Genomic DNA, 16,921 nt, shown 5'->3' with positions numbered 1-16,921 from the left:
CCCTGCGGGCCTGGTCAGTAGCTGGGCAGCCGGCGGGGACCGAGGTCGCCGAGCGCCGGGGCCGGGGCGAGCCGGACGGTGGCGCCGAGCACCGACAGGCCCCGGGGCGCCACGATCACCGGTTCCAGGGCCACCGAGACGATCTCGGGGTGGTCGTGGACCAGCCGGGACACCCTCAGCAGCAGCTCCTCCAGGGCGGCGGTGTCCACCGGGGCGGAGCCCCGCCAGCCGAAGAGCAGCGGGGCGGTGCGCAGCGAGCGGATCTGCTCGGCCACGTCCCGGTCGGTGGCGGGCACCAGCCGGTGCGCCATGTCGCCGAGCAGTTCGGAGGGGGCGCCGGCCAGGCCGAAGGAGAGGACGGCGCCGACCGCCGGGTCGATGGCGGCGCGGACCACGGTGTCCACGCCCCGGGGCACCATGGCCTGGACGACCGGCTGGAGCTCGGCCGGTTTGCCCAGGGCCTCGGTCAGCTCCCGGTAGGCGGTGCGCAACTGCTCCTCGCCGGCCAGGTCGAGGCGCACCCCGCCGAGGTCGGGGCGGTGGCGAAGGTGCGGGGCGGTGGTCTTCAGGGCGACCGGGTAGCCGAGCCGCCGGGCGGCGTCCACCGCCTCGTCGGGGGTGGGCGCGGGCAGCACCGGCTGTACGGGGACCCCGTAGCGCCCGAGCAGTTCGCCGGCGCCCTCCGGGGTGAGCGTGATGCCGCGCTCGTCCACCTCGGGGGTCAGGGCGCGCTCGATCTGGGCGGCGGCCCCGCCCTCGTCGATGCCCTCGTACTCGGGGACGCGCCCGGGGTCGGCGGCCTGCCGGCGCCAGCCCGCGTACCGTACGGCCTCGGCCAGCGCCCGGACGGCCCGCTCGGCGGCGGGGTAGGCGGGGATGCGGTGGCCGGGGGCTTCCGGGGCGGGGGCTGCTGGTGGAGCGGTTTCGGTCGTACGGACGGCTGCGGGGGCGGCCTCGGGTGTCCCGGGCGGGGGCGGGGCGGTGCTGGTGGCGGAGGCCAGGGCGTCGGCGAGGGCGCCCATCTCGACATGGACCACGACCACCGGCTTGGCCGGGGCGGTGGCGGCCGCCTGGCGCAGCGCCTCGGCCAGTACCTCGCCGCCGTCCGCCGACTCGCTCACCCCGCCCCCGTAGCCGCCCCGATGCCCGTCCGACCCCTCGGCGACCCAGGGGATGGCGGTGACCACCACCGCGTCGCAGGACTCGTCGTGCAGCGCCTCGGTGAGCCCGGCGCGGAAGTCCTCCGGGGTGGCGGAGGTGGTCAGATCGCGGGGGCGCAGCGGGCGCAAGCCCTCGGTGAGGCAGGCGTCGTAGGCGAGCAGGCCCAGCGACTCGGAGTTGCCCAGGATGGCCACCCGGGGCCCGGCCGGCAGCGGCTGCCCGGCCAGCAGCAGTCCGGCGTCCACCAGTTCGGTGACCGTGTCGACCCGGATCACCCCGGCCTGGCGGAGCAGCGCGGCGACGGTGGTGTGCGGGATACGGGTGGCGGGGACGGCGTGGCCGGGCGGGGCGCTGCCGGAGTGGCGGCCGCCCTTGACCACGACGACCGGTTTCACGGCGGCGGTGCGGCGGGCGAGCCGGGTGAACTTGCGGGGGTTGCCGATCGACTCCAGATAGAGCAGGACCACATCGGTGTCCGGGTCCTCGTACCAGTACTGAAGGATGTCGTTGCCGGAGACGTCGGCGCGGTTGCCGGCGGAGACGAAGGCCGACAACCCGGCGCCGCGCCGGTGCAGTCCGGCGAGCAGGGCGATGCCGATGGCCCCGGACTGGGTGAAGAGCCCGATCCGGCCGGGGGCGGGCGGGTGCGGGGCCAGCGAGGCGTTGAGCCGGACGGCGTCGGCGGTGTTGATCACCCCGAAGGCGTTTGGGCCGATGATCCGCATCCCGTACGAGCGGGCCTGGCGGACCAGCGCGCGCTGCCGCTCCCTGCCCTCGGCGCCCTGCTCGGCGTATCCGGCGGAGAGCACCACCAGCCCCTGGACGCCGTGCTCGCCGCAGTCGGCGACGGCCTCGGGGACCCGTTCGGCGGGGACGGCGACCACGGCGAGGTCCACCGGGTGGCCGATGTCGCCGACGGTGGGGAAGGCGGGCACGCCGTCGAGGGCGGAGGGGCCGGCGAGCGCGGAGTTCACCGCGTACAGCCGGCCGGTGTAGCCGCCGTCCAGGAGGTTGCGCAGCACGGTGCGGCCCACTCCGCCGGGGCGCCGGCCGGCGCCGATGACGGCGACCGAGCCGGGGGCGAGCAGCCGCTGCACGGAGCGGGCCTCGGCGCGCTGCTCCCGGGCGCGCTGCACGGCGAGAGAGCGGTCGGTGGGCTCCAGGTCGAGGTGGAGCCGGACGGCCCCGTCGGCGAAGCTGCGCTTCTGGGTGTACCCGGCGTCGGTGAACACCTTGATCATCTTGGTGTTGGCCGGCAGCACCTCGGCCGCGAACCGCCGGATGCCGCGCTCCCGGGCGACGGCGCCGATGTGCTCCAGCAGCGCGGAGGCGACCCCGCGCCCCTGGTGGGCGTCCTGCACCAGGAAGGCGACCTCCGCCTCGTCGGCGGGGGCGGTCGCGGGCATGCCGTCGGCGTCGATCCGGTCGTAGCGGACGGTGGCGATGAACTCGCCCCCGACGGTCATGGCCAGGCCCACCCGGTCGACGTAGTCGTGGTGGGTGAAACGGTGCACGTCCTTGGCCGAAAGCCGGGGGTATGGTGCGAAGAACCGGTAGTACTTCGACTCGTCCGAGACCTGCTCGTAGAAGCTGACCAGCCGGTCCGCGTCCTCGGCGGCGATCGGCCTGATCCGGGCGGTGCCGCCGTCCCGCAGCACCACGTCGGCCTCCCAGTGGTCGGGGTAGGCGTGCTCCGGCCGCTCCCCATCCCGCTGGCCTTGGTCCTGCTGGTCCGACGGCTTCCGCATGGGCCCCAGGGTACGGCCCGGGGGCCTGGCGGACAGAGCCCCGGGACGGCACCCCCGCCACGGCGCGGGCACCTCGGCGGGCATGAGAGACTGACGAACGACAACTGGTCTAGACAACCTCTAGACACCCTGGACACCGCACGACCCGAAGGGCAACACCATGGCTGAGCGCCGCGTCAACATCGGCTGGGCCGAGGGCCTGCACGCCCGCCCCGCCGCGATCTTCGTCCGGGCCGCCACCTCGGCGGGCGTCCCGGTCACCATCGCCAAGGGCGACGGCGCCCCGGTCAACGCCGCCTCGATGCTCGGTGTGCTCGGTCTGGGCGCGCAGGGCGGCGAGGAGGTCGTGCTCGCCTCGGACGCGGAGGGCGCGGACGCCGCCCTGGATCGGCTGGCGAAGCTGGTCTCCGAGGGGCTGGACGAGGCCCCCGAGACCGTCTGACCCGCCCTTCCGATCCCGGGTCCCCCAGCGGGGCCCGCTCCGGAACCGAACGAGCCGCACCCTCCCCGACCACGAGGGGTGCGGCTCTTCGCCTTTCCCACACCGGGAATTTCCTCGTGCATTCCGCCGCAGAATTACCGCGCGTTCACGCAAGGAGCGGGAAGGCAGGGGAAATCACCGGGATTCCCGGTGGCACCGGTGCGCACACGCCGACTCGCTTCTGCATACGGCCGACCCGGCTTCGTATACGTCCCGACTCCGTTTGTACGCCGCCCGCGTTAAGTGCGGACGCCGACGGTGTTGACGGGATGTTGCGAAGTCCTCACCCGCCCGGCGGGCCGCCGGGGCGCGGGGATCCGCAGCCGGTGCGCGCCGGCCAGCCGCTCCACGTGCTGGGCGGTCAGCGCCCGCGCCCGCTCGGCGTCGCCGCGCGCCACCGCGTCCACGATGGCGCCGTACTCGGCCCAGACCTCCCCCGGCCGGGCCGGCTGCTCGACCGCGTACATCCAGGCGATCTTCTGCCGCAGCTGGGTGAGCAGCGCGGTGAGCGCCGGGCTGCCGGAGGCCTGGGCCAGCGTCCCGTGGAACCAGCCGGCCAGCGGCCGCAGATCCTCGCCCCGGCCGGCTCGGGCGCGCTCCTGCCCGAGCCGGACCAGCCCGCGCAGCACCTTCAGATGGGCCTCGGTACGCCGCCGGGCGGCCCGCGCGGCACCCAGTGGCTCCACCAGCAGCCGCACCTCCAGCAGGTCGGCGGCCTCCTGCTCGGTGGGTTCGGCGACACAGGCGCCGGCGTGCCGGCGGGTGGTGACGAACCCCTCCGACTCCAGGGTGCGCAGCGCCTCGCGCACCGGGACCCGGGAGACGCCGTAGCGGCGGGCGAGCTGCTCCTCGGTGAGCCGGCCGCCGCGCTCGAACACTCCGGTGATGATGTCGTCGCGGATCGCCGTGCACACCGAGTGCGCCGGAACACGCATCACGAACCTCCCAGGTAATCCACGGCGGGCCGCGTGAAACACACCCGCCTCGCGGCCGCAATTCATGCCGGGGCCGTTCCCGTTTCCCCCGACTCTATGGCAGCCCGCCGGGAATTCCGACACCCCGGCGACACCCCGGCCGGTGAACCGGCCGAATTCCGCAGGCAGTTCCTGGTGGCACACGAAGGCCCCGGTTCCATCGAACCGGGGCCTTCGGAAGGTGTACGGGGGCGTGCGGCTCAGAGGCTGACGCCGTGCGAGCGGAGGTACGCCACGGGGTCGATGTCCGAGCCGTAGTCCGCGCCGGTGCGGGCCTCGAAGTGCAGGTGCGGGCCGGAGCTGTTGCCGGTGGAACCGGCCAGGCCTATCTGCTGGCCCGGGGTGACGCTCTGGCCGACCGAGACGCTGAGCTGGGAGAGGTGGCCGTACTGGGTGTAGGTGCCGTCGTTCATCCGGATCACCACGTTGTTGCCGTACGCGCCGCCCCAGCCGGCCTCGACGACGGTGCCCGCGCCCACGGAGACGACCTGGGTGCCGGAGGCCGCGTGGAAGTCGATGCCGGTGTGGCTGCCGGAGGACCACATGCCGCCGCCGGCCTGGTACGAGGTGCTCACATACGAGCCGGCCACCGGCGACTGGAAGGAGTTGAGCCGCTTGCGCTCGGCCTCGCGCTCGGCGCGCTCCTTGGCCTCGCGGTCGGCGCGCTCCTTGGCGTCACGGGCCGCCTTGAACCGGAGCTCGGCCTTGCGGATGGACTCGGCCTCGGCCTTGGCCTGGGCGTCCGCCTTGGCGGCGTCCTCGGTGGCCTCCAGCTGCTGGGCCTGGGCCTGGGCGCCGACCCGCTCGGCGATGACGTCCGTGGTGACGGCCTGGTTCAGACCGGTATCGGCCAGATCCGGCATGGAGTGCGGCAGTTCCGTGTCGGCGGCGAACGCCGGGGAGGCGAGCGAGCCGATCACTCCACCGCCGGCCAGCGCGGCGATACCGGCGGCCTGCGCACCCTTGCGGGTCAGAACGTTCGTACGGCTGGGGGCGCGGTGCTTCCCGGTGGCACGGGTGAACGCCATGAAGCGGCTGGTCCTTTCCTTCCCTCTCGCCTACCGGGTTAGCTGACGGGTTCGGAGCAGGAAGGTCTCCTACGGGCCCCTCCGCCTAACGGCGAAGGCACCCGATTCACCCCAGGGGACTGTGGGTCCCCGGCTCCCCAGGCTCGCGCCTGACGGGGACTCGGCGATCGCTGTCCGATGCCGCGGATGCGGCGGATGCAGCGGGCGGACAGCGCATCAGACGCTAAGCGTCCGATCTTTCAATATCCAAATGGTCTCGGCCTTTTGTTGCGCACGCCACACCGCCAAGCCGCCCCCTCCCTACCAATCCGGACAAACGACCGGACCCCGGCACCCACTTCGGAGTACCGGGGTCCGCTTGCCGAGAGGTCGGATCGACCTGTCCGTGGGCCGGACGGGAGGGTCAGCTGCGGACGACCGTCACCGCGCCGAGACCGAGCGCCTCCACGGGCTCCTTGATCTGCGCCGCGTCACCGACCAGCACGGTGACCAGCCGGTCCACCGGGAAGGCGCTGACGACCGCCGCGGTGGCCTCCACCGTGCCCGTCGCGGCGAGCGCGGCGTACAGCTGGGCCTGGTAGTCGTCGGGGAGGTGCTGCTCCACCTGGTCGGCCAGAGTGGCGGCGACGGAGGCGGCCGTCTCGTACTTCAACGGCGCCACACCCACGAGGTTCTGCACCGCCACATCCCGCTCGGGGTCGGTCAGGCCCTCGGCGGCCAGGGTGCGCAGCACCTTCCACAGGTCGTCCAGCGCCGGGCCGGTGTTGGGGGTGTCCACCGAGCCGCTGATGGCCAGCATCGCCGCGCCCACGCCCTCCGGGCCGGAGCGCAGCACCTGGCTGAACGCCCGTACGCCGTAGGTGTAGCCCTTCTCCTCGCGCAGCACCCGGTCCAGCCGCGAGGTCAGGGTGCCGCCCAGGCAGTAGGTGCCGAGCACCTGGGCCGGCCAGACCCGGTCGTGCCGGTCCGGGCCGACCCGGCCGATCAGCACCTGGGTCTGGACGGCGCCGGGGCGGTCCACGATGACAACCCGGCCGGTGTCGTCGGCGGTCACCGGCGGCATGGTGCGCGGGGCGCCGGCGTTCCCGGTCCAGTCGCCGAGGGTGTCGGCGAGGACGGCGTCCAGGTCGGTCCCGTCCAGGTCGCCGACCACGACCGCGGTGGCGGTCGCCGGGCGGACATGGGCCTCGTAGAAGGCGCGCACCGCGGCGGCGTCGATCCCGGCCACCGACTCCTCGGTGCCCTGGCGGGGGCGGGACATCCGGGAGTCGGCCGGGAACAGCTCCTTGGAGAACTGGATGGCGGCCCGGCGGCCCGGGTTGGCGTTCTCGTGCGGGATCTCGTCCAGCCGGTTGCGCACCAGGCGCTCGACCTCGCCCGCCTCGAAGGCGGGGGCGCGCAGGGCCTCGGCGACCAGCCCGAGGGCCTTGCCGAGCCGGGAGACCGGGACCTCCAGGGAGACCCGGACGCCGGGGTGGTCGGCGTGCGCGTCGAGGGTGGCGCCGCACTTCTCCAGCTCGGCGGCGAACTCCTCGGCGGAGTGCTTGTCGGTGCCCTCGGAGAGCGCCCGGGCCATGATGGTGGCCACGCCCTCCAGTCCAGCCGGCTCGGCGTCCAGCGGGGCGGCCAGCGACAGCTCCACGGCGACGACCTGCTGGCCGGGGCGGTGGCAGCGCAGCACGGTCAGGCCGTTGTCCAGCGTGCCGCGCTCGGGGGCGGGGAAGGCCCACGGCTTCGCGGCGCCCGGCTGGGGCTGCGGGTGGAACTCCATGGACGTCAGGGACTCGGCGGTCTCACTCACTTGTCCGCCCCCACTTCCTGCTCGGCACCGATGCTGTCGTTCGTGTCGTCCTGCTCGTCGGCCTCGGCGGCCAGCGGCTCGTAGACCAGGACGGCGCGGTTGTCGGGGCGCAGCCGGGCCTCGGCGACCGCCCGCACCTCCTCCGGGGTGATGTCCAGGACCCGCTGGACGGCGGTGAGCGCCAGCTGCGGGTCGCCGAACAGCACCGCGTACCGGCACAGTTCGTCGGCGCGCCCGGCGACGGTGCCGAGCCGGTCCAGCCACTCGCGCTCCAGCTGGGCCTGGGCGCGCTCCATCTCGTCGGGGGTGGGCCCCTCGGCGGCGAACCGGGCCAGTTCCTCGTCGACGGCGGTCTCGATGTCGGGGACCTCGACGCCGCCGGAGGTCTTCACGTCCAGCCAGCCGAGCGAGGGCGCGCCGGCCAGGCGCAGCAGCCCGAAGCCGGCCGCGACGGCGGTGCGGTCTCGGCGCACCAGGCGGTTGTGCAGCCGGGAGGAGTCGCCGCCGCCGAGGACGGTGAGGGCGAGGTCGGCCGCGTCGCACTCGCGGGTGCCGTCCTGCGGCAGCCGGTAGGCGGCCATCAGGGCGCGGGCCGGGACCTCGGCCTCCACCACCTCGCGCAACTGGGCGCCGATGGTGTCGGGCAGGGAGCCGTCCCGGGGCGGCTGCTTGCCGTCGTGCGAGGGGATGGAGCCGAAGTAGCGCTCGACCCAGGCGAGGGTCTGCTCGGGGTCGATGTCGCCGACCACCGACAGCACCGCGTTGTTGGGCGCGTAGTAGGTGCGGAAGAACTCCCGCGCGTCCTCCAGCGTGGCCGCGTCCAGGTCGGCCATCGAGCCGATCGGGGTGTGGTGGTACGGGTGGCCCTCCGGGTACGACATGGCGGTCAGCCGCTCGAAGGCGGTGCCGTAGGGGACGTTGTCGTACCGCTGGCGGCGCTCGTTCTTCACCACGTCGCGCTGGTTCTCCATGGACTCCTCGTCCAGCGCGGCGAGGAGCGAGCCCATCCGGTCCGCCTCCAGCCAGAGCGCCAGCTCCAGCTGGTGGGCGGGCATGGTCTCGAAGTAGTTGGTCCGCTCGAAGCTGGTGGTGCCGTTGAGCGAACCGCCGGCGCCCTGCACCAGCTCGAAGTGGCCGTTGCCGGAGACCTGCTTCGAGCCCTGGAACATCAGGTGCTCGAAGAGGTGGGCCAGTCCGGTGCGGCCCTTGACCTCGTGCCGGGAGCCGACGTCGTACCAGAGGCAGACCGCGGCGACCGGGGTCAGATGGTCCTCGGAGAGCACCACGCGCAGGCCGTTGGCCAGTCGGTGCTCGGTCGCCGTCAGTCCGCCGGAGCCGGCTCGGGCGGCGTCCGTGTGACCCATGGGCATGTACGTCCCTTCGATCGCGATGTGGAAGAGTCCTGCTCGGCGGGGTGGCCGCCGGGGTGCGCGGAGGTGTCCGACGCCCCGAGGTGCCCTGCCGTTGCTCAAGGTCCTGCCACTGTATGCAAGCGGACCGGGACCCGGCGAAGTTCCCGGGCGGCCGGTGCTTCCCTCGTACGGGGTGGCGGGCCGTCCCGGTGCGGTGGTGCGACCGGTTGTGCCCGGGTGTGTGCCCCACTTCCGCCCGGGTCGCGGTCCGCGTTGTCAGTGGCACGGTCCACAATGGTCCGCGTCAGATCAGCCTTGTTCGTCAGATCAGCCTTGTTGGTGAAGGAGCCGTAGCCGCGATGGCCCGCCGCAGCACGAAGACCACGCAGCCCGACGACGGCTTCGAGGAGCGCATCCTCGACATCGACGTCGTGGACGAGATGCAGGGCTCCTTCCTTGAGTACGCCTACTCGGTCATCTACTCCCGCGCCCTGCCCGACGCGCGGGACGGCATGAAGCCGGTGCACCGCCGCATCGTCTACCAGATGAACGAGATGGGTCTCCGCCCCGACCGAGGCTTCGTCAAGTGCGCCCGGGTCGTCGGCGAGGTGATGGGCAAGCTCCACCCGCACGGCGACGCCTCGATCTACGACGCCCTGGTGCGGATGGCGCAGCCGTTCTCGATGCGGCTGCCGCTGGTCGACGGCCACGGCAACTTCGGCTCGCTGGGCAACGACGACCCGCCGGCCGCGATGCGGTACACCGAGTGCCGGATGGCCGACGCCACCTCGCTGATGACGGAGTCGATCGACGAGGACACCGTCGACTTCAACCCGAACTACGACGGCCAGGAGCGCGAGCCGGTCGCGCTCCCCGCCGCGTATCCGAACCTGCTGGTCAACGGCGCCTCCGGGATCGCGGTCGGCATGGCGACCAATATGCCGCCGCACAACCTGGGCGAGGTCATCGCGGCCGCCCGGCACCTGATCAAGCACCCGGGCGCCGACCTGGACACCCTGATGCGGTACGTGCCGGGGCCGGACCTGCCCACCGGCGGCCGGATCGTCGGGCTGTCCGGGATCAGGGACGCGTACGAGAGCGGCCGCGGCACCTTCAAGATCCGCGCGACCGTCGCCGTGGAGAACGTCACCGCCCGCCGCAAGGGCCTGGTCGTCACCGAACTGCCCTTCGCGGTCGGCCCCGAGAAGGTCATCTCCAAGATCAAGGACCTGGTGGGCGCCAAGAGGCTCCAGGGCATCGCGGACGTCAAGGACCTCACCGACCGGGAGCACGGGCTGCGCCTGGTCATCGAGATCAAGAACGGCTTCATCCCGGAGGCCGTGCTGGAGCAGCTGTACAAGCTGACGCCGATGGAGGAGTCCTTCGGCATCAACAACGTGGCGCTGGTGGACGGCCAGCCGCTCACCCTGGGCCTCAAGGAGCTGCTGGAGGTCTACCTCGACCACCGCTTCGAGGTGGTGCGCCGGCGCAGCGAGTTCCGCCGCGGCAAGAAGCGCGACCGGCTGCACCTGGTGGAGGGCCTGCTCGTCGCGCTGCTCGACATCGACGAGGTCATCCGGCTGATCCGGTCCAGCGACAACAGCGCGCAGGCCAAGGAGCGGCTGATCGAGCGCTTCTCGCTGAGCGAGGTGCAGACCCAGTACATCCTGGACACCCCGCTTCGCCGGCTCACCCGCTTCGACCGGATCGAGCTGGAGAGCGAGCGGGACAAGCTCACCGGGGAGATCGAGGAGCTGACCCGGATCCTGGAGTCCGACACCGAGCTGCGCAAGCTGGTCTCCGGCGAGCTGGCGGCGGTGGGCAAGAAGTTCGCCACCGAGCGGCGCACCGTGCTGCTGGAGTCGGCGGGCACCCCGGTCGCCGCGCAGTCCCTGGAGGTGGCGGACGACCCCTGCCGGGTGCTGCTCTCCTCCACCGGTCTGCTGGCCCGCACCGTCACCGGTGAGCCGCTGCCGGACGCCGGGGGCCGGCGCACCAAGCACGATGTGATCGTCTCCGCGGTGCTCGCCACCCAGCGCGGTGAGGTCGGCGCGGTCACCTCCACCGGGCGGCTGCTGCGGCTCGCGGTGATCGACCTGCCCCAGCTGCCGGACACCGCCTCCACGCCCAACCTCTCCGGTGGGGCGGCGGTCTCGGAGTTCCTCACCCTGGAGAAGGACGAGCAGGTGCTCTGCCTGATCACCCTGGAGGAGTCCTCGCCCGGCCTGGCCCTGGGCACCCTCCAGGGCGTGGTCAAGCGGGTGGTCCCGGACTATCCGGCGAACAAGGAGGAGCTGGAGGTCATCACCCTCAAGGAGGGCGACCGGATCGTCGGCGCCATGGAGCTGCGCACCGGCGAGGAGGACCTGGTCTTCATCACCTCCGACGCCCAGTTGCTGCGCTACCCGGCCGCCCAGGTCCGCCCGCAGGGCCGCCCGGCCAGCGGCATGGCCGGGGTGAAGCTGGCCGCCGGCGCCGAGGTGCTGTCCTTCACCGCCGTGGACCCCTCCGCCGAGGCGGTGGTCTTCACCGTGGCCGGCTCCTCCGGAGCGCTGGACGCCACGGCCGCCACCTCGGCCAAGCTGACCCCCTTCGACCAGTATCCGCGCAAGGGCCGCGCCACCGGCGGGGTGCGCTGCCAGCGGTTCCTGCGCGGTGAGGACCACCTGATCCTGGCCTGGGCGGGCGCCGCCCCGGCCCGCGCCGCCCAGAAGACCGGCGCCCCGGTCGAGCTCCCCGAGCCCGACCCCCGCCGCGACGGCTCCGGGACCCCCCTGGCCAAGCCGGTGGCGGTGCTCGCGGGCCCGGTCTCCTAGGGCGGGTACGGCGGGCCGGGGGGGCCGTCAGTCGAAGGTCGGTGGTCCGCCACCGGTCCGTAACCGGCCTGCCACCGCAGCGGGAACCGTCGGCGCGGACGGGAGAGTCGGCCGACCCGGCCGATCGGCATCCCCGTGGCCCGCTCGCTCCCGGCCGGCGGCCGCTGCCGCACCAGGGGCGGTGGAGGCTCCGGCCCGCTCGGGCTCCGGTCCGTCCGGCCTACGGCCCGCTCGGGCCGACCGCTCAGTGGAGCAGTTCGGTCACCAGCGCGCCGACCTGCTCCACCTCGATGAGGAACCCGTCGTGGCCATGCGGAGAGCGGAGCACGCGTGGGCGGTCGGCACCGGGGATGCCGGCCGCCAACTCCGCCTGCTGGGACGGTGGGTAGAGGCGGTCGGAGTCGATGCCGGCGACCAGGGTCCGGGCGGTCACCCGGCGCAGTGCGGCCCGGGTGCCGCCGCGGCCCCGGCCGATGTCGTGGCCGTTCATGGCCTCGGTCAGCACGACATAGCTGCCCGCGTCGAAGCGGCGGGCCAACTTGGCCGCGTGGTGGTCGAGGTAGGACTGGATCCGGTAGCGGCCGCCACGCCAGGGGTCCTCCGTGTCCTGGGCGGCGCGGCCGAAGCGGGCGGCGAGTTCGGGCTCGCTGCGGTAGGTGACATGGGCCAGGCGGCGGGCGAGGCCCAGTCCGGTGTGCGGGGCCCGGCCGGTGCCGTGGTAGTGGCCGCCCTGCCAGTGCGGGTCGGCGCGGATCGTGCGCAGTTGGATCGACGCCCAGGCGATCTGCTCCGCGCTCGCGGCCGCCGTGGTGGCGAGCAGCAGCAGCGCGCCGGTGCGTTCGGGGTGGGTCACGGCCCATTCCAGGGCCCGCATCCCGCCCATCGAGCCGCCGATCACCAGCGCCCAGCGGTCGACGCCGAGTGCGTCGGCGAGACCGGCCTCGGCCGCGACCTGGTCACGCGGGGTCAGAAAGGGGAAGTCGCCGCCCCAGTGGCGGCCGTCGGCCCGGCGCGAGGACGGCCCGGTGCTGCCCTGGCAGCCGCCCAGCACATTGGGCGCCACCACGAACAGGCGGTCGGTGTCCAGCGCGCGCCCCGGCCCGATGAGCCCGTCCCACCAGCCGGGGGTGGGGTGTCCGGGGCCGGCCGGGCCGGCGGCGTGGCTGTCGCCGGTGAGGGCGTGCAGCACCAGCACCGCGTTGGCGCGGTCCGGCGCGAGCGTGCCCCAGGTCTCGTACGCCATTCTCAGACCGGGGAGTTCCCCGCCCGCCTCCAGCCCCAGCGGCGCCCGGCGGGTGTACCACCGGCGCCCTCCCGCCGGATCCCCCTCCCGCCAGCCCCCCGAGGCCGCCGCCAGGGGTATCCCGGACGGCGGCAGCGACCTGCTCAGAACGCGCCCCCGGCCACGTCCCTGGCCACGTCTTCGGCCGCGTCCCCAGCCGTGCCCCCGGCCGCTCCCCTCACCGCGCCCTTGACCGCCCGGAAGCCCGCCTCCAGATCCGCCTGGAGGTCGGCGAGGTTCTCCAGGCCCACCGACAGGCGCACCAGGCCGGGCGAGGTGCCGGTCGCCGCCAACTGCGCCTCGTCCAGCTGGCTGTGGGTGGTGGACGCCGGATGGATGATCAGGCTGCGTACGTCCCCGATGTTGGCCAGATGGCTGAATAGCTCGACGGCGTCCACGAACCGCTTGCCCGCCTCGACGCCGTCGCGCAGCTCGAAGGAGAGCACCGCGCCCGCGCCGCGCGGCAGATAGCGCCGGCCCGCCTCGTACCAGCGGTTGGACGGCAGGCCCGGGTAGTGCACGGCGGCGACCTCGTCGCGCTGCTCCAACCACTCGGCGAGGGCCTGCGCGTTGGCGGAGTGCCGCTCGATGCGCAGGCTCAGCGTCTCGACCCCTTGCAGCAGCAGGAAGGCGGAGTGCGGGGAGAGGGCGGGGCCGAGGTCGCGCAGCAGCTGCACACGCAGCTTGACCGCGAACGCGCCCGGGCCGAGCGCCGGCCAGTACCGCAGGCCGTGGTAGCTGGGGTCGGGCTCGGTGAAGCCCGGGAAGCGGTCGGGGTGCGCCCCGAAGTCGAAGGTGCCGCCGTCCACGACGACGCCCGCGACGGTGGTGCCGTGCCCGCCGAGGAACTTGGTCGCCGAGTGGACGACGATGTCGGCGCCGTGTTCGAGGGGCCGCAGCAGATAGGGCGTGGGCACGGTGTTGTCCACGATCAGCGGGACCCCGGCCGCGTGCGCCACATCGGCGACCGCGCGCACGTCCAGGACGTTGCCGCGGGGGTTGCCCAGCGTCTCGGCGAACAGCGCCTTGGTCTCCGGCCGGATCGCCGCCCGCCAGGCCTCGGCGTCGTCCGGGTCGTCCACGAAGGACACCTCGACGCCGAACCGGGGCAGGGTGTGCCGGAACAGGTTGTACGTACCCCCGTACAGCGAGGTGCTGGCCACCAGATGGTCCCCGGCGCCGGCCAGGGTGAGGATCGCCAGGGTCTCGGCCGCCTGCCCGGAGGACAGCGCGACGGCCGCGACCCCGCCCTCCAGCGCGGCGATCCGCTGCTCGAAGACGTCCTGGGTGGGGTTGTGGATACGGGTGTAGATGTTGCCGGGCTCGGCCAGCGAGAACAGGTCGGCGGCGTGCTGGGTGTCCCGGAACACGAAGGACGTCGTCTGGTAGATCGGTGTCGCCCGCGCCCCGGTCGCCGGGTCGGGCGTCGCGCCCGCGTGGATCTGCTTGGTCTCGAAGGACCAGGCCGAGGTGTCGGGCCCAGTGGGCTCGTCCTCGGGGGTGTGACCGGCGGCGACGGAGTCGATGGGCTGGCTCATGGCGGTGCTCCTAGTACGAGGTACGGGTGCGCGCACGGCCTCGCGCCCTGCCGGGGCAGGGCGGCCAACGGGGAGTCGGAAGGCGGGCCGGGATCTCCATCGCGGCCCGCTCGGCGCGCACGGCGGTGGCACAGGCCGGATCACAGCCGCGTAAGCCGGCGGAAGAGCGGTGACGCCTTCACGTAAGCACAGCGCCGCCATGCGGACCAGCGGTCCACCGGGCGTGACATACAACGTTCACGCACGCCCCGCCCGGCCGCCGGACGACCGGGTCCGCGCGGACCGCCACCGCGCGGACCCGACCGGCACAACCGGCGACGCCCCGCCCCCAACCCCCACCCATGGTCACACCGCACCTGTCAGTGGAGGTGACCGGTCAGGGCGCCCACGGCCCGAGCATGCCCTTCATCGCATCCGCCAGGGCGAGTTGCAGCAGCGGGCCGTAGGTGATCCGGCCGACGCCGAGGCGGCGGAAGCGCTCAAGATCGTGCTTGACGGGGTGGGCCGTGGAGTTCACGGGGACGGCGACGGCGCCGACGACCGCCGCGAGCAGCTCGTCGTCGTCCTGGATACGCACCGGGTAGACGCTGTCGGCACCGGCCTGCTCCATGGCCCGCAACCGCTCGATCGCCTCGTCGAGGACAGCGGAGGGATCCTCCGCGTGCAGGAAGAGGTCGGTGCGCCCGTTGACCCAGAGCGGGATTCCCGCGTCATCGGCCGCCGCGCGCAGACCGGCGACATAGCTCGCGTGCTCCTGGGTGCCCCGCACGCGTCCGCCGTCCGAGTGGACGGTGTCCTCGATGTTGAGCCCGACGCCGCCGACCTCGGTGAGCCCGGCGACCAGGTCCGCGGGCTGCTGCCCGTACCCGGCCTCCAGGTCCACGGACACGGGAACGTCCACCGCCGCGATGATCGGCCTGACGGCGGCGAGAACCTCCTCGAAGGTCTGCCCCTCGTGGTCATCGGCCCCTCGGGAGTCGGCCAGCGGATGGCTGCCGACCGTCAGCGCGGGGAACCCGGCGCCGACCGCCGTCCGCGCGGACCAGACGTCCCAGACGGTGGGCAGTACGAGCGGCTGGTACTGGGCATGCAACTGCCTGAGGCGCTGAGCGCGCGCAACGGTAGTACGAAGATCCATACCGAGGACGCTACCCCCGGACCGCCACACCCAACGCACCCACAGGCACCGCCCGGTGGCGGACCGCCCACAGCCGGGCCAGCCCCACCGCTCGACCGCGGCGGGCGGCGCCCACTCCCCCACCGACCCGGAAGAGCCCGACCCGGAAGAGCCCGGAAAGCCCTGGGAACCCTGCGGACCCGCCGATCCCGCCGATCCCGCCGATCCCGCCGATCCCGCCGACCCCGTCTTCCCGGCCGTCCCGCCGCCCCCGGCGGTCAGAGCTCCACCGGCACCTCGGACGCCTCCGGTCCGCCCGCCTCCGGTCCGCCCTCTTCCGGTTCGCCCTTCTCCGGGACGTAGCGCAACACGCCCCACATGCTGTGCTCCTCCGGTACGTCCTCGGGGCCGGTGACCCGGCAGCCCTCCAGTGCCGCGCCCAGCGCGGCCCCGTCCACCCCGGAGCCGATCAGCACCAGTTGGGTGCGGCGCGGCTCACCCTCCGGCCAGGGCTCCGGGTAGAAGCGCAGGAACCGGCCGACCGCGTGCACCGCGTACCGGTTGGCCGGATCGGCCGTGCCGAAGTCCACGAAGCCCTTGATCCGGTACAGCCCCTCCGACCTGCCGTCGAGGAAGTCCAGCAACCGGCGCGGGTGCATCGGCCGGTCGGCGGTGAAGGAGACCGCGTCGTACGCCGCGTGCGGATGGTCCGCGTGCTCGTCCTCCCGCAGGTCGTCGAAGGAGAGCTGTCCCTCGCCGGCCCCGTCGCGCGGTGCGGCCCGCTCGAACAGCAGCTCCGGGTCGACCCGCCCGTGGGCCGCCTGCACCACGGCGGCCCGGCCGGCCAGGGCGGTGACCGAGGCGCGTACCCGCCGCAGTTCCTCGGCCGGGACCCGGTCCGCCTTGTTGACCACCACCAGATCCGCGATGGCCAGGTGCCGGTCGGTCTCCGGGTGCCGCTGCCGGGTGGTGTCGTACTCGGCCGCGTCCACGACCTGGACCAGCCCCCCGTACACCGCCCGCCCGTTGTCACTGGCCAGCACCATCCGCACCAGTTCCTGCGGCTCGGCGAGCCCGCTGGCCTCGATCACGATGACGTCCAGCCCGGCCGACGGCCTGGTCAGCGTCTCCAGATAGGTGTCCAGCTCGCTGGCGTCCACCGCACAGCACAGACAGCCGTTGCCGAGCGAGACGGTGGAGCCCACCTGCCCGGCGACGGTCATGGCGTCGATCTCGATCGAGCCGAAGTCATTGACCATGACCCCGATCCGGGTGCCTCTGGCGCTGCGCAGCAGATGGTTCAGCAGGGTCGTCTTGCCCGATCCGAGGAATCCCGCGAGGACGACGACGGGGATCGGCTGCGCGCTGCTCAAGGGGCGCCCTTCCATGAGTGGGGATCGGGGAGTGAGGAGGTCGAGGCGGGCCCCAGGATAGGACGCCCGCGCGCGCCTCCACCCCGCCGCCGCCCGGCACGCCCGCACAGCCCCACCCGGACCCTCAGCTCCGACCGCCCCCTACTCCCCCGTGACCATCCCCCTCCGGACATTTCGCTCTGCGGGCGCCGCCGCTTACCGTTCGGTGCATGCCTCCCGTACCCGCTCCGCCCTCCACCCTGGTCGCCGC

General features: G+C 73.6%; 10 protein-coding genes, 1 pseudogene and 1 riboswitch. Of the genes and pseudogenes, 2 read left to right on the top strand and 9 right to left on the bottom strand.

Going from position 1 to position 16,921, the window contains the following annotated elements:
• Nucleotides 1-14: 14 nt before the first annotated feature.
• A complete protein-coding gene (locus ABZ945_RS09080; RefSeq protein WP_361266196.1) occupies nucleotides 15-2,909 on the bottom strand; it encodes a GNAT family N-acetyltransferase in 2,895 nt (964 codons plus the stop codon).
• 160 nt (nucleotides 2,910-3,069) lie between these two features.
• Here ABZ945_RS09080 and ABZ945_RS09075 point away from each other — a divergent pair, with 160 nt between their 5' ends.
• On the top strand, nucleotides 3,070-3,351 hold the full coding sequence (locus ABZ945_RS09075; RefSeq protein WP_361266194.1) for an HPr family phosphocarrier protein: 282 nt from the start codon (nucleotides 3,070-3,072) through the stop codon (nucleotides 3,349-3,351).
• Nucleotides 3,352-3,629: 278 nt separating this feature from the next.
• On the opposite strand, the gene ABZ945_RS09070 is transcribed toward ABZ945_RS09075, so the two are convergent.
• From ABZ945_RS09070 to ABZ945_RS09055, 4 genes are all read right to left on the bottom strand, one after another.
• Nucleotides 3,630-4,325, bottom strand: a complete 696-nt coding sequence (locus ABZ945_RS09070; RefSeq protein ID WP_361266192.1) for a GntR family transcriptional regulator — start codon at nucleotides 4,323-4,325, stop codon at nucleotides 3,630-3,632.
• Between the two features lie 239 nt (nucleotides 4,326-4,564).
• On the bottom strand, nucleotides 4,565-5,392 hold the full coding sequence (locus ABZ945_RS09065) for a M23 family metallopeptidase (RefSeq protein ID WP_361266190.1): 828 nt from the start codon (nucleotides 5,390-5,392) through the stop codon (nucleotides 4,565-4,567).
• Between the two features lie 12 nt (nucleotides 5,393-5,404).
• A riboswitch (cyclic di-AMP (ydaO/yuaA leader) is annotated at nucleotides 5,405-5,568 on the bottom strand.
• 227 nt (nucleotides 5,569-5,795) lie between these two features.
• The gene (locus tag ABZ945_RS09060; protein WP_361266402.1) at nucleotides 5,796-7,163 is read right to left on the bottom strand and encodes a pitrilysin family protein; all 1,368 of its coding nucleotides are present in this window, start codon (nucleotides 7,161-7,163) and stop codon (nucleotides 5,796-5,798) included.
• A 26-nt stretch (nucleotides 7,164-7,189) separates the two neighbouring features.
• Complete coding sequence (locus ABZ945_RS09055) at nucleotides 7,190-8,557, bottom strand: pitrilysin family protein (protein WP_361266188.1); 1,368 nt, start codon at nucleotides 8,555-8,557, stop codon at nucleotides 7,190-7,192.
• A 347-nt stretch (nucleotides 8,558-8,904) separates the two neighbouring features.
• On the opposite strand from ABZ945_RS09055, the gene ABZ945_RS09050 reads away from it, so the two are divergent.
• On the top strand, nucleotides 8,905-11,361 hold the full coding sequence (locus ABZ945_RS09050) for a DNA topoisomerase IV subunit A (protein WP_361266186.1): 2,457 nt from the start codon (nucleotides 8,905-8,907) through the stop codon (nucleotides 11,359-11,361).
• Nucleotides 11,362-11,605: 244 nt separating this feature from the next.
• On the opposite strand, the gene ABZ945_RS09045 is transcribed toward ABZ945_RS09050, so the two are convergent.
• From ABZ945_RS09045 to ABZ945_RS09030, 4 genes and pseudogenes are all read right to left on the bottom strand, one after another.
• On the bottom strand, nucleotides 11,606-12,739 hold the full coding sequence (locus tag ABZ945_RS09045; RefSeq protein WP_361266400.1) for a homoserine O-acetyltransferase: 1,134 nt from the start codon (nucleotides 12,737-12,739) through the stop codon (nucleotides 11,606-11,608).
• 86 nt (nucleotides 12,740-12,825) lie between these two features.
• Nucleotides 12,826-14,181 (bottom strand): annotated as a pseudogene (locus tag ABZ945_RS09040) (bifunctional o-acetylhomoserine/o-acetylserine sulfhydrylase); the annotation flags it as partial.
• A gap of 376 nt (nucleotides 14,182-14,557) precedes the next feature.
• Nucleotides 14,558-15,319: an isocitrate lyase/phosphoenolpyruvate mutase family protein gene (locus ABZ945_RS09035; RefSeq protein ID WP_361266184.1), complete on the bottom strand. Its 762-nt coding sequence runs from the start codon at nucleotides 15,317-15,319 to the stop codon at nucleotides 14,558-14,560.
• 257 nt (nucleotides 15,320-15,576) lie between these two features.
• Entirely contained in the window at nucleotides 15,577-16,671 is a 1,095-nt protein-coding gene (locus ABZ945_RS09030; protein WP_361266182.1) for a GTP-binding protein, read from the bottom strand.
• Nucleotides 16,672-16,921 lie beyond the last annotated feature (250 nt).

The organism is Streptomyces sp. NPDC046887 (assembly GCF_040644755.1).
Taxonomy (GTDB): domain Bacteria; phylum Actinomycetota; class Actinomycetes; order Streptomycetales; family Streptomycetaceae; genus Streptomyces; species Streptomyces lichenis.
Note: the sequence above shows the minus strand (reverse complement) of the source record. Positions and strands in the feature narration are given on the sequence as shown.

Excerpts from the sequence above, each read along its gene's own strand:
- ABZ945_RS09050 (WP_361266186.1), top strand. The coding sequence starts at position 8,905 with ATGGCCCGCCGCAGCACGAAGACCACGCAGCCCGACGACGGCTTCGAG.
- ABZ945_RS09055 (WP_361266188.1), bottom strand. The coding sequence starts at position 8,557 with ATGGGTCACACGGACGCCGCCCGAGCCGGCTCCGGCGGACTGACGGCG.
- ABZ945_RS09080 (WP_361266196.1), bottom strand. The coding sequence starts at position 2,909 with ATGCGGAAGCCGTCGGACCAGCAGGACCAAGGCCAGCGGGATGGGGAG.
- ABZ945_RS09065 (WP_361266190.1), bottom strand. The coding sequence starts at position 5,392 with ATGGCGTTCACCCGTGCCACCGGGAAGCACCGCGCCCCCAGCCGTACG.
- ABZ945_RS09070 (WP_361266192.1), bottom strand. The coding sequence starts at position 4,325 with ATGCGTGTTCCGGCGCACTCGGTGTGCACGGCGATCCGCGACGACATC.
- ABZ945_RS09035 (WP_361266184.1), bottom strand. The coding sequence starts at position 15,319 with ATGGATCTTCGTACTACCGTTGCGCGCGCTCAGCGCCTCAGGCAGTTG.
- ABZ945_RS09075 (WP_361266194.1), top strand. The coding sequence starts at position 3,070 with ATGGCTGAGCGCCGCGTCAACATCGGCTGGGCCGAGGGCCTGCACGCC.
- ABZ945_RS09060 (WP_361266402.1), bottom strand. The coding sequence starts at position 7,163 with ATGGAGTTCCACCCGCAGCCCCAGCCGGGCGCCGCGAAGCCGTGGGCC.